At 31.3% G+C, this 12,773-nt stretch carries 12 protein-coding genes, 1 other RNA gene and 1 riboswitch; of the genes, 12 read left to right on the forward strand and 1 reads right to left on the reverse strand.

All coding sequences use genetic code 11. The features are described from left to right. Positions 1-20 precede the first annotated feature (20 nt). Positions 21-1,172, reverse strand: coding sequence for a DUF871 domain-containing protein (locus ACZYT4_RS11255; RefSeq protein ID WP_463785775.1), 1,152 nt, complete (start codon positions 1,170-1,172; stop codon positions 21-23). A 655-nt stretch (positions 1,173-1,827) separates the two neighbouring features. Between ACZYT4_RS11255 and ACZYT4_RS11260 the strand changes: the two genes are divergently transcribed. The 12 genes from ACZYT4_RS11260 to ACZYT4_RS11315 all read left to right on the forward strand — a co-directional run bounded on the left by ACZYT4_RS11260 (position 1,828) and on the right by ACZYT4_RS11315 (position 12,672). Further along, entirely contained in the window at positions 1,828-3,522 is a 1,695-nt protein-coding gene (locus ACZYT4_RS11260; RefSeq protein WP_463785776.1) for an MraY family glycosyltransferase, read from the forward strand. Next, a complete protein-coding gene (crcB, locus tag ACZYT4_RS11265) occupies positions 3,515-3,871 on the forward strand; it encodes a fluoride efflux transporter CrcB (protein ID WP_463785778.1) in 357 nt (118 codons plus the stop codon). The genes ACZYT4_RS11260 and crcB overlap by 8 nt, the downstream gene beginning before the upstream one ends. A 63-nt stretch (positions 3,872-3,934) precedes the next feature. Further along, positions 3,935-4,113: riboswitch (cobalamin riboswitch) on the forward strand. 80 nt (positions 4,114-4,193) lie between these two features. After that, positions 4,194-5,294 (forward strand): prenyltransferase/squalene oxidase repeat-containing protein, encoded by a 1,101-nt coding sequence (locus ACZYT4_RS11270; RefSeq protein ID WP_463785781.1) that lies wholly within the window; start codon positions 4,194-4,196, stop codon positions 5,292-5,294. After that, a complete protein-coding gene (locus ACZYT4_RS11275; protein WP_463785783.1) occupies positions 5,287-5,973 on the forward strand; it encodes a DUF4430 domain-containing protein in 687 nt (228 codons plus the stop codon). The genes ACZYT4_RS11270 and ACZYT4_RS11275 overlap by 8 nt, the downstream gene beginning before the upstream one ends. Next, the gene (locus ACZYT4_RS11280) at positions 5,966-6,484 is read left to right on the forward strand and encodes a hypothetical protein (RefSeq protein ID WP_463785785.1); all 519 of its coding nucleotides are present in this window, start codon (positions 5,966-5,968) and stop codon (positions 6,482-6,484) included. Before ACZYT4_RS11275 ends, ACZYT4_RS11280 begins: the two co-directional genes overlap by 8 nt. A 56-nt stretch (positions 6,485-6,540) precedes the next feature. Then, a complete protein-coding gene (gene secG, locus ACZYT4_RS11285; RefSeq protein ID WP_463785788.1) occupies positions 6,541-6,762 on the forward strand; it encodes a preprotein translocase subunit SecG in 222 nt (73 codons plus the stop codon). 60 nt (positions 6,763-6,822) lie between these two features. Continuing rightward, positions 6,823-9,027: a ribonuclease R gene (gene rnr / locus ACZYT4_RS11290; protein WP_463785790.1), complete on the forward strand. Its 2,205-nt coding sequence runs from the start codon at positions 6,823-6,825 to the stop codon at positions 9,025-9,027. A 16-nt stretch (positions 9,028-9,043) separates the two neighbouring features. Then, complete coding sequence (gene smpB / locus ACZYT4_RS11295) at positions 9,044-9,490, forward strand: SsrA-binding protein SmpB (protein ID WP_463785792.1); 447 nt, start codon at positions 9,044-9,046, stop codon at positions 9,488-9,490. Position 9,491: 1 nt separating this feature from the next. Further along, positions 9,492-9,846: a transfer-messenger RNA gene (gene ssrA, locus ACZYT4_RS11300) on the forward strand. 673 nt (positions 9,847-10,519) lie between these two features. After that, complete coding sequence (locus ACZYT4_RS11305) at positions 10,520-10,939, forward strand: TOBE domain-containing protein (protein WP_463785795.1); 420 nt, start codon at positions 10,520-10,522, stop codon at positions 10,937-10,939. A 104-nt stretch (positions 10,940-11,043) separates the two neighbouring features. Beyond that, positions 11,044-11,868: a histidinol-phosphatase gene (locus ACZYT4_RS11310; protein ID WP_463785798.1), complete on the forward strand. Its 825-nt coding sequence runs from the start codon at positions 11,044-11,046 to the stop codon at positions 11,866-11,868. A 24-nt stretch (positions 11,869-11,892) separates the two neighbouring features. Continuing rightward, a complete protein-coding gene (locus ACZYT4_RS11315; RefSeq protein WP_463785801.1) occupies positions 11,893-12,672 on the forward strand; it encodes a PHP domain-containing protein in 780 nt (259 codons plus the stop codon). Positions 12,673-12,773 lie beyond the last annotated feature (101 nt).

A 12,773-nucleotide genomic window follows, 5' to 3' on the forward strand; every position in this document is an offset into this window, starting at 1 on the left:
CATGATTCTTTTATCATCAATTATTTTAAAATTTTAAAATGATGCCCTGGTTTAATGAAATCAAGTAACATTAATTCTTCAGGTTTAACAGTCGCAACTAAATTACGTTCACCATCATTTGGAATTTCAGTTAAAACGATTTCAAGTTCACCACGATAATGAGCCAAGTTATCATTAACGATTAAAACATCTCCACGTGTAAAGACTTTTTTACCTGGATCTCTATATGGAATAGATTGAGATTCAACTTTCATGTTAGCAGATTGTCCCATAGTTCCATCTTGAACACTCTTTTTAGCTTTGAACCAAACACGAGGTGATGAAGAACGTAACATAAATGAAGAATGATCATAACGATCCCAATGAGGTGCGAAATCATACATGATTTCTTTCTCGTTTTGAGTAATACCTACAGCTTCATCAACTTTAATTTCAATAGCTTGCATATTAACTTTAGACAATGCTTCTAATTCTTCATCAGTAGCAGGGTAGTTACCAATTAAGATATCATCTACATCACCAGTTGCTAACATATAACGAGCTTGTAAATCAATTGGTAAACCACGCATAATTTCAACAGTTGGTAAACCACAGAAGACTTGCCATGGTCCAATTGTATGTTCATTGTTACTAGAAACAAATGCAGCAGTATGTAAGTTTAATTCTTTCCAATAACGGTTAAAGTCCATAAATAAATCAAAATCTAAACCTGTATAACGTTCAGGGAAGAAGTTATGACACATTGTGATTTGATCTTTATTTCCACCATTATTAATTAAAAGTTCTACTCCCATATCCATACTTGCATTAAATTCAATTTTAATATTGTATGGATTACGTGTTAATTGAATATCACCTTGAGTCCCAAAGTTACCATCCATTCTAATAATATCTAATCCCAAATCTGCGAATGGTTTTAAGTTATCTGGTGTAGCTCCAATTAACTCAAATACTTGTGGATTTGTATCAGCTGCAACTTCAAATCCTAATTCATGAGCCTTTTTCATAAAATCTTTAAACGTTACAAGATAACTTTCTCTTTCTTCATCTGGAATAGATAAGAAACATGTGAAAATTCTGCTGAAACCAAGTTTGGCAGCTTTTTCCATATAAGTGTATACCTCTTCCATAGGTGTTTTATCAGGGTATACAGAAATACCTAATTTATGCATTTTCGTTTTCCTCCTTATGTTTTCATTATAACATCTTTATGAATAGACTTTAAGCAAAAAAAGAAGATAAATAAAGACATATATTTTTAATATCAATAATTTCTTTTATGATAGGAATAAGATGAAGTAAAGCAATAATGATATATATGGATATATAAATAAAGAAAGTTGTTTGTGAATGAAACTTATCAAATGTGTTTTTAAAAGAATATCATAATGATCATATCATTTCTCATTCTTTTTAAATGGATAAGCTTAGATTTGTTATCAGTATAGAGTTCATATTTTTCTTCTGTAGATTCACTTTTAAAATAATACGCATGACCTTTTCTTAAAAACATTGAGACATTGTTGGCTTAGTTGAGTTGAATATAATCCAACATGACATTGATGTTCTATGGAGATAAATTGATTTTTATTAAAGTTGATGTGTTTAAATAATATAAGAATTATAGATAATATAGTTTTTTGTATAAATATGGTGTTATAATAAACGGACACCAAATGTATTTTTAATGAATAATAAATAAGATTTATCCCTAATAATACTGAGATTTAAATATAAAATCATGGAAATATATACTGTCAGGACTTCGCAAATTCACATATTTATGATATAACAAAAGATATAGATTGGAAGAAAGGAGCAATGAGCATGAGTTTAGAAATATGTTTATCGTTTGTTGTTACATTCATATTAAGCTTAATTCTTGTTCCAATGGTGGGGAAAGTTTCAAAAAAACTTGGCATTATTGCTCATACAAATAAACGAACAATACATAAAGGGATTATTGCGAGAACTGGTGGTTATGCGATTTATATGAGTTTCTTAATTGGAACAACCATCTTTTTAAAAACCGATACACAAATTAATGCCATATTAATAGGTGGGTTTATTATTTTTATAACTGGTTTTTATGATGATATTCATGATTTATCACCAAAGTTAAAAATGCTTGGTCAAGTCATTGCAGCATTAGTTGTCATTATCTATGGAGATATTGTTTTAAAAGGTTTTAGTATTCCCTTTTTACCAGATTCGGTTTCTTATGTTTTAGCTATTATTATTACTATTTTATGGATTGTCGGTATCAGTAATGCGATTAATCTGATTGATGGATTAGATGGATTGTGTGCAGGTATTTCTATTATTGTTTTAGTTACCATTTCTTTAACATCATTAACATATGGACGTACTGATATATCTTCTTTATCGTTGCTTTTAGCTGGAGCGATTGGTGGCTTTCTGGTTTATAATTTCCATCCTGCATCTATTTTTTTAGGTGATTGTGGAGCTTTATTTATTGGTTTTATGATTGCAGTCATCTCCTTGTTAGGATTTGGTTATAAGAGCTCATCATTCTTTACTTTAGGTGCACCTATTGTGGTCTTGATGGTGCCTATCATGGATACATTTATTGCGATTATAAGACGTAAAGTCCATCATAAAAGCTTTAGTGAAGCTGATCGTAACCACCTTCATCATAAATTAATGTTTTCATTAGAACTTGGACAAACAAAAAGTGTTTTAATCCTATATGCTGTTACAGTTTTATTTTCATTATGTTCATATCTCTATCTGTTTGATAGAATTGCTGCAACTATTGTGTTTATTACATTAATGATTTTATTTGAACTTTTTGTAGAAGCGACCAATATGATTGATCGTAAGTACAAACCACTTTTAACGATTCTTAATATTTTTATTAAAAGTGAATATTTACCATCAATTAAGGATACAAAACCATATCAGAGAATTATCCAAAAAGCAAAGAAAAAATATGCGATTATTCTGATTCTTGTGATAGGTATTGTTTTCTCTATGGTCTTTGTTTTAAACAATGATGAAAAAGAAGAGACTCAAACTCCAGTTACAATTGAATATGTTGAATCCAGTAATGAAACAAAACTGATGAGTGATATTTATAATCAACTTGTAACAGCAATCAATCGTGGAGATAAAACAGCTGAAAGACAGTTGGTAGCTGCATATTTTGTAAGTGATTATTATACTTTATCTAATAAAGAAGATGGAGAGATTGGCGGTATTGATTACTTTTATGCTGATAAAAAAGATGACTTTACAGCATATGCACAAAATGAATATTACAAGAATGTCAGTCAGTTAAAAACTTTACCGGAAGTTATCCGCTATGATATTCTTTCTAATGTGGAATCACATAAGGCATTGGCAGGATTAGAGGATTATACTTATTATGATATAGAGGTTCAAATCACTTTTAAAGAAGAAAATCCTATATTAAAGAGCCTCCAATATACAACAACAGTTACTTTGATAGAAAAAAATCAAAAGTTTAGTGTAGTTGCGATGGAGGAATATAATGGATAAATTCTTATGGGTTGGACTTGGAGGAGCACTTGGAGCTATATTGCGATATGGAATCAGTCTCATTCCTTTGAAGAGTCATTTTCCTATATTAACACTCATAACAAATATCTTAGGTGCATTTATGATTGGAATCGTTGTTGGTATATTTTCGAAAGATCGTATATCACCCTCAATGAATTTATTTTTAAAAACAGGAGTCTGTGGAGGATTTACAACATTTTCTACATTTTCTCTAGAAACTTTGACACTTTTAGAAGATGGTTTTTATCTTTTAGCTATATTATATGCATTGATTAGTGTCATTGGATGTATAATTGGAGTATATTTAGGAAAAATAATAGTGAAATAGAGGCATGTCATTGTGCTTCTTTTTCTTTATTATCACTGCAGAATGGTATATAATGAGGGCGTAAAAGTTTATGAATTTGTTGGTTGGGAATAGAAATATTTCATGAAAATGGAAGCAGGTGTGAATCCTGAGCTGTCCCGCAGCCGTGAAAGGGAGTCAATGCAATATAGCCACTGGGTAACTGGGAAGGAGCAAAGACGATGAACTTGAGCCGGAATACATGCCAACATCTTGGAATACACTTTACGGAGTATAAAGTCGTTCTAGTTTCAATTCTAGGGCAGAGATGTCCTATTTTTGTCTAGAGAAAGAGGAGGACAAAATGAAGAAAATTTTTACAAGTTTATTATTAATGACAGTGATGATTTTAGGTCAAATCGCACCTACATCAGCACTCAGCTATGATGAAAGTTGTGCAGCAGCAAAGAACTTTTATTCACAAAAAGCAGAATTTGCAAGTTTTGGAGAAGTGCTTGCCTATGAAGCTATTGGTTTGGAATCTGATGATAAGGAGATTGACCAATTGCTGGCAAGTGATTATGCTTCAGAAATAGCACAAGCAGTGATTACATTAACATTACATGGAGATGATCCAAGAAACTATCAAGGAACAAACTATGTTGAAATGTTAGAAAACTGTGTACAGGAAAATGGTGCTTTTGATAAGCAAAATACATCTACATATGCGAACTATCAAGTTTATGGTGTTTATGCATTATATGTTGTCAATTCACCAAAATTAACTTTAGCAGCTGATTATCTAGCAAGCTTAATCGATGAAAATGGTGCTTTTGGTTCAAATTATGGACCAAGTTTAGATATTACGGGATGGGTCATTGAATCTTTAGCTTTAGTAGATTCACAGAAATATCAAGAAACAATTCAAAAATCCATTGCTTATATCCAATCAACACAAGATGGACAGGCAGGATATCAAGATAGTTATAGTGGTGTCAATGTCAATACACAAGCTTCAGTATTATCAGGTTTGTTAACGGCAGATGCACAAGGTGTAAAAGATGGAACATATAATCAGGGAGAATATAATCCATATGATATTTTATTAAATTATCAAAATGACAATGGAAGTTTCTGGTATAGTGCAAAAGGTGAAGTTAATGATTGGGCAACTATGCAGGGAATTCAGACAGTTGGATATTATTATAATGGTTCAGTCTATGCAAAAGCACATCAGCAGTATGCTGAATTGGTGAAAACAACACAACAAAGCCAGGAAACAACAAAACCTGTTGAAGAAAAACCACAACAGACAACTGAAGTGAAAAAAGAAGAACAGCCAAAAGAAACATCAAAGAAAGCTGATGTTGTGCAAACAGATGATACTTCATGGATTTTAGGATATGGTTTATTGTTTGTTGTGAGTGGCCTGGTTTTATTGAAAGGAAGAAAAATATTTGAATAAAACAAAGAAGTATACAATTATATTCGTCGTTGTATGTTTTTTGATTATTGGAGGCTTTAGCCTTTATCATGCTTTGTTTGCAGCACCAACACAGACAACACCTGTGACCTTAAGTGAAACTCAGCCACAGCAACAAGAAGAAACAAAACAACAAGAAGATACAACAGAGAATCAATCTACAGAAACTAAAAAAGAGAGTACTGCTTCAAAAGATAATTCATCAACACAAAAACAGCAATCATCATCAACAAAACAATCCTCATCACAACAGCCCTCATCTTCACAATCACAGTCTACATCAACAAATGAAACACAAAAAACACAGGAAGTCGAAGAAGAGGAAGTTGAAGAACCAACAGATGAAATGGTGGAATCTGTTTATGTGACGATTACAGGTGTTGATGGCGTGATTGCAAGTGATTATGTTGAGTTTGATGAAGGAATGAGTGCATTTGATGCTTTAAAAGTTTTAACAGATAATTATGAAATATCTTTAAAATCAAGTGGTTTGAGGCAAACTGTTTATGTAAAAGCGATTAATGGTCTTTCAGAATTTGATTATGGTGGGAGGTCTGGATGGAAATATCGTGTGAATGGAACATATCCAAGTGTAGGAGCAGGTGCCTATACCCTCAAAAATGGTGATCAACTTGAGTGGATTTATTCACAAAATGGATAAAGTTAAGGAAATCAGTTTAATAGGGATATTGGCTGCAGTTAATATTGCATCTCGTATAGCGCTGCAGTCATTACCTAATATCAAACCCGTCACATCGATTATTATTATTTCTGTCATGCTTTTTGGTTTAGGCTTTGGCATTAAGCTGACACTTGTGACAACACTTGTATCGAATATGTATTTAGGTATGGGTATTTGGACTTTTTTTCAAATATTGGCCTGGATTGTGATTTGTTTGTTGACACAATGTTTAATGGATTTTTTTAAGAGAATACATAAACAACCCCATCTTCTTGTGATGGCAGTATTTGCTTTTTTGATGGGTTACATATTTGGGTTTATTGTCTCTTTAGATAAATTAATGATTGGTGGACCCTCTTTATTTATTGTTTATTATTTATCTGGTCTATTATTTGATACTTTTCATGCGGTAGGAAATTTCTTTTTTTATCTTGTTGCAGCTCCAATTCTTATGAAAATTTTTATGAAAAATAAAAGTATTGTAATTTGATGTTCATTATGCTATGATATCTGTGCTAATGTATAAAAAGAAAAGGAGGTACGACAATGATTTTAAATATTTTATTGATTCTTGTTTCAATTGCTCTTATTGTTGTATGCCTATTACAAAGTGGAAAATCTGATGGTGTTGTGAATGCTTTGACTGGTCAAAGCTCAAACCTATTTGCTCATCAAAAAGAAAGAGGAGCTGATTTGGTTTTAACACGTATAACTGTTGGACTTGCAATTGCATTTTTTGTTCTTGCAATCGTAATTAGAATGGGTTAATCAGTAGGGCACTTTGAGGTGTCCTCTTTTTATTAATAGAATAAATAGGAGGTGATAAAGTTGAAAGAAGAGATATTGGAACTGTTGGCTGATCAAACATATACAAGAAGAAAGATTCAGGAGTTAGCTGAACATTTTCATATGACAGAAACACAGGATTATGTTTCATTTATTAAGTTAATTAATGAAATGGAAGATGAAGGATTAATTATAAGAAGTCGTATCAATGATTATTATTTAATTAATCAACTTCAATACTACAAAGGTGTTTTAGAATTAAATAAACGCGGTTTTGGTTTTGTGAAGGTTGATGAAGATAGAGAATTTTATATTCATGATTCTAATATGAAAGATGCACTTCATAATGATACAGTCTTAATAGAAAAAATCAAATCTCGTGGACAACGTGAAGAAGGGCGTGTTGTACGTGTTTTAAAGCGTGGTAAACTTCGTTATGTTGGAGAAGTCAAACGTGGAAGAAAAGACTATCTTGTCAAAGCAGATGACCAAAAATTTGATAAACCAATTATTGTTGATGCAGCACATATGCATGGAGCTATGCCTGGGCATAAGGTTGTTGTAGAAATTAAGACTTTTAAACCACAAATTAAAGGTGATATTGTTAAAATTATAGGACATCGTAATGATCCTGGTATAGATATTTTATCAATTGTTCATGCCCATGATGTGGATATAGAATTTCCTAAAGAAGTCTATGAGCAGATAGAAAATATATCGGATGAAATTGATCCAAGTGATATTGAAAATCGTGTAGATTTAAGAAGTGAGCTGATTGTCACAATTGATGGTGATGATGCTAAGGATTTAGATGATGCAATTTCTTTAAAGAAATTAGATAATGGACATTATCAGCTAGGAGTTCATATTGCTGATGTTTCTTATTATGTGACAGAAGGTTCACCTTTAGATAAGGAAGCGATTAAAAGAGGAACATCTATTTATCTGGTTGATCGTGTTATTCCTATGTTACCACATAAATTATCTAATGGAATATGTTCATTAAATCCCAATACGGATCGATATACAATCAGTTGTATTATGGAAATCAATAAGCAGGGTGAAGTTGTCAATCATGATATTTTACCGACAGTGATTCATTCTTCTTATCGTATGACATATAATAATGTGAATAAGATTTTAGATGGTGATCAAAAATCACAGCAGGAATATGCGCCAGCTGTGCCGCTGTTCTTTTTAATGCAGGAATTAGCCACATTATTAAGAAAAGTCAGAGATGAACGTGGAGCTATAGATTTTGATGTTGATGAAGCCAAGGTTCTTGTTGATAAACAAGGAAAACCAACGGATGTTGTTTTAAGAAAACGAGGAGCTTCTGATAAAATTATTGAAGAGTTTATGTTGAAAGCCAATGAAACAGTAGCTCAACATTTTAAATGGATGGATTTGCCATTTATCTATCGTGTTCATGAACAGCCAAAGATTAAGAAATTACAACAATTTGTGAATATTGTAAAACCATTAGGATATACGATTAAAGGATCTCTAGAACATGTTTATCCAAATGAATTAAATGCCATTATTCATGCGTCTAAGGGAACAGATGAGCACGTGATTGTTTCAACATTATTATTAAGATGTATGCAAAAAGCAAGATATGATGCACAATGTTTAGGACATTTTGGTTTAGCTGATGAATATTATACACATTTTACTTCACCAATACGTCGTTATCCTGATTTATTAGGACATCGTTTAATTAGAACATTCTTATTTAAGCAGGATTATAAACAGACAGCTCATTTTGAAGAAGTGATTCCAGAATTAGCAGAACAATCATCATATCGTGAAAGAGAAGCTATTGATATTGAAAGAGAAGTTACAGATATGAAGATGGCTGAGTATATGTCTGAACATATTGGGGAAGAATTTGAAGGTATGATTTCTTCTATTACTTCTTTTGGTTTCTTTGTTGAACTTCCAAATACTATTGATGGTTTGGTACATATCACAGATTTAACAGATGATTATTATCATTATGATGAAAAACAAATGATTCTCGTTGGTGAAAGAACAGGAAGAATCTTTAAATTATCTGATAAAGTGAAAGTTAGAGTTGTAGCCTGTGATAAAAAAGAAAGAACAATTGATTTTGAAGTTGTTGGAATGGAATCAAGAAAAAAGAAATCAAAAATTGTGAAAATAAATGATAGAAAAGTAAAGACAAAACGTACAAAAAAGGGTAAAATAAATAAGTCTCATAGAAAGATGAGAAGACGTAAATAGAAAGGAAGTGATATGCATGAAAGTTGTCACTCAAAATAAAAAAGCATTTCATGATTACTTTATTTTAGATACTTATGAAGCTGGAATTGAGTTAAAAGGGACAGAAATTAAATCAGTACGTCTTGGACATGTCAATTTAAAAGATGCTTTTATTCGTTTTAAGAATAATGAAGCTTTTATTGAAAACATGCATATCGCTCCTTATGAACAAGGAAATATCTTTAATCATCAACCACTTCGTAATAGAAAGCTATTGCTTCATAAAAAGCAAATTAAAAAGCTACAAAGAGAAGTGAAAGAAAATGGTTTAACAGTAGTTCCTACAAAATTATATTTTAATACTTCTAAATTAAAAGTAGAGATTGCTTTAGCAAGAGGTAAGAAATTATATGATAAACGTCAGGATCTTAAAGCTAAAGATGCAAAAAGAGACATGGAAAGAGCATTAAAAAATGCTTACTAATGGGGGCGTCTTGGATTCGACAGGGGTCAGTTTGAATGGAATGGCAGCCGTGGGCATACGTTAATTGCAAACAAAAAATATCTGGAAACAGACAACAATTATCTTTCGCTTGCTAGTCGACGTTAGACTTTAGCGAATATCAGCCTATAGCATACCTATGGCTATAGAACTGGTAACATATCTAATAGGTTAAGGGTATAAAGATTCTGGATTTATACCACGAAAATGTACAGAATCGCTAAGTGAAAGACTGCTTGTGGATCATAGCTTAGTTAAATTCATTCGACAAGATAAGCTGTAGAAGTTTCATATGGGACGGCTTTTGGACAGGGGTTCGATTCCCCTCGCCTCCACCAAATTTAATGTGCAATGTGGATGTTATCAAAATTATGCTGATATAATCAACATAATTTTGATTTTTATCCATTTTTAAAAAAGTCTATTTACCGTGGATATCACCTTAAAATACAAGGATGTCATGCACTATAAATAGACCTTTTTTTGTACAGTTCGTGCGTTCTGTATGTCATATATTTTATGGGAAAATTTAAGATTATGTAGACAATTCATACTTTTTATGATGATAATACTATGAAGAGAAGAAGGCAATATCATCTCAACAAAGCAGTGAATAAGCATTGTTTCGCCTAAAATTGTGATATGCAGCATTTTTAGAAAAAACGCGAAATAGAATAACCTATACAATATGTTTAAGTAGTGTAAAAAATGTAGAAGGAATGTAAAAATAACATAAAAAACTAATATATCTATATATTTCAATTCCATTTTCATAAAAATAGGGTGTTTTGCATATGTGGGTTAAAGAAGCAACATCGTTTCATATCACAGTAGAGGGCAACGCCCACTGTTTTCAAGGAATCGGAAGAAATAAAATAGCGTCGTCATAACAGGCCGAGTGCCATTGATGCCAAATTAAGACGTGAACTTCAAGAAAAAATCAAACGTGTTCAAAAAGAATTAAAAATTACAACTGTCTTTGTCACACATGATCAGGATGAAGCTATGATTATGTCTGATAAAATTCATTTGATGAATAATGGTGTAATAGAACAAAGTGGCAATCCAGTCCAATTATATACACATCCAGTATCTAAGTTTGCTGCAGAATTTATTGGACATTATAATATTTTAGATAGCGATCAATTAAAGACTCTTTTACCATTTAAGAAATTTAATAATAGATATTATGCGATTCGACCTGAAACCCTTCTTATTCAAAGTGAACCTATTCAAGATGAGACAATGTATGTGTTTGAAGCTGTTGTAGATAATTATATTTCTAGAGGAAATGTCTTGAGATATACATTACGTTGTCAAGATGTGACTTTTAAATCAGAAGTCTTATTTAGAAGTTTCACATTGTTTGATGAAGGACAGAAAGTCTATGTTGGCATTGAACCACATAATATTCTTGCAATTAGAGATTAAATAATAATAGGACTGTTTAATCATATGGATTAAAGAGTCTTTTCTCTTTTTCATATATATGTTAATAAAAATAAGTTATAATGAACGATAGAGGAAGTGATAAAATGATCAAACAGAATTTACATACACATTCTCTTTATTGTGATGGAAAAAACACAATCGAAGAGATGATACAGGAAGCTATTTCAAAAGGATTTACAATTCTTGGTTTTTCTGGACATGGAAATTGTCGACATATTGATGACTATTCTATGGACGAAGAGAATACTCAAAAATATATTCATGATGTTTTAGAAGCAAAAGAAAAATATCGTGATCAAATTCAAATTTTTTTAGGTATTGAACAAGATGTTTTAGGAGAACGTTTTGAAAAACATCATCCTTATGATTATATTATCGGAAGTGTTCATTTTGTAAAAACAGGGAATCGCTATTTGCCAGTTGATCAAAGTGCTGACATAACAAGAAAAATTGTGGATTATTATGGTAGCTTTTTAAATTATGCTAAGAGTTATTATGAAGAAGTGAAAAAGATAGTGAATATGGATGAAGTCGATATCGTAGGTCATATTGACTTACTTACAAAATTTAATGAAAATGAAGAATTTATTTCATTTGAACAAAGCGAATATTTAAAGTTAGCTTATGAATGTATAGATTTATTAATACCTAAAAAGAAAATATTTGAAGTGAATACTGGTGCGATCGCAAGAGGACAAAGAAAAACGCCTTATCCTCATCGTACTTTACTTGAATATATTTATCAGCATGGTGGTAAGATTTGTTTAAATAGTGATTGCCACAATAAAGAGATGCTAGATTGTTATTACCAAGAAGCTTTAGATTTGATTCAAAGTTGTGGTTTTCAATCTATGATGGTCTTGACTGAGCAGGGATTTGTTGAAAAAGATATACAGGAATTTTTATAAAAAGAAAGATTTGGAGAAAAGAAAATGAAACAAGATTTTAATATTCATACGCATACAACACGTTGTCATCATGCGGTAGGAAGAGATGAACAGTATATTTTATCGGCAATAGAAGCAGGGATGAAAACAATTGGTTTTAGTGAGCATATGGCATATCCCCATATCGAAATACCAAAAGAGCGTATGTATAATCAAGATATTGATGAATATTTAAAGACGATGTATCAACTCAAAGATCAATATAAAGATCAGATTGAAGTTTTAGTTGGATTTGAAATAGAATACTATGAAAATCAGAAAGATTATTTATTAGAAATGAGAAAACATTGTGATTATATGATTGTAGGACAACATTTTCGCTATTTTGATGGTTATAATTATGATTATTTCAATAATGATGAAGATGTCTTGATATATGCTCATCAAATTGAACGAGCTTTGGAAGTTGGTTTGACAAGATACATTGCGCATCCAGATTTCTTTATGCTAGGAAGAAGACAATGGACCCCAGCATGTGATCAAGCATCGCAAATGATAGTAGAGGCAGCTAAAAAATATAATGCCGTTTTAGAAATCAATTTAAATGGCATTAGATATGGAAAACTCTACTATCATGATGGAATGGCATATGCTTATCCACATCCTCAATTCTTTAAACATGTCACAAAAGATAATAAAGTTTGTTTTGGATATGATGCTCATCATCCAACAACTCTATTAGAACATCAACGCATAGATATATGTCTGGATATTTTAAAAGATTATGAATTTACTTTTTTAGAAGATATTCATGAAATATTATGAGAAGTCAAATGAGGCTTCTTTTTTATATCGCGGTTATCATTGAGTATATCTATTTTCAGTCCAACAGTTTTTATTCATTGTATTGTTTAATCTTTCATGTT

This window comes from Massilimicrobiota sp. mt181, assembly GCF_055420065.1.

What these genes read in the sequence shown, in the direction of transcription:
- ACZYT4_RS11255 (WP_463785775.1), bottom strand. Translation starts at nt 1,172, where the DNA reads ATGCATAAATTAGGTATTTCTGTATACCCTGATAAAACACCTATGGAA.
- ACZYT4_RS11260 (WP_463785776.1), top strand. Translation starts at nt 1,828, where the DNA reads ATGAGTTTAGAAATATGTTTATCGTTTGTTGTTACATTCATATTAAGC.
- crcB (WP_463785778.1), top strand. Translation starts at nt 3,515, where the DNA reads ATGGATAAATTCTTATGGGTTGGACTTGGAGGAGCACTTGGAGCTATA.
- ACZYT4_RS11270 (WP_463785781.1), top strand. Translation starts at nt 4,194, where the DNA reads ATGAAGAAAATTTTTACAAGTTTATTATTAATGACAGTGATGATTTTA.
- ACZYT4_RS11280 (WP_463785785.1), top strand. Translation starts at nt 5,966, where the DNA reads ATGGATAAAGTTAAGGAAATCAGTTTAATAGGGATATTGGCTGCAGTT.
- secG (WP_463785788.1), top strand. Translation starts at nt 6,541, where the DNA reads ATGATTTTAAATATTTTATTGATTCTTGTTTCAATTGCTCTTATTGTT.
- smpB (WP_463785792.1), top strand. Translation starts at nt 9,044, where the DNA reads ATGAAAGTTGTCACTCAAAATAAAAAAGCATTTCATGATTACTTTATT.
- ACZYT4_RS11305 (WP_463785795.1), top strand. Translation starts at nt 10,520, where the DNA reads ATGTCTGATAAAATTCATTTGATGAATAATGGTGTAATAGAACAAAGT.
- ACZYT4_RS11310 (WP_463785798.1), top strand. Translation starts at nt 11,044, where the DNA reads ATGATCAAACAGAATTTACATACACATTCTCTTTATTGTGATGGAAAA.
- ACZYT4_RS11315 (WP_463785801.1), top strand. Translation starts at nt 11,893, where the DNA reads ATGAAACAAGATTTTAATATTCATACGCATACAACACGTTGTCATCAT.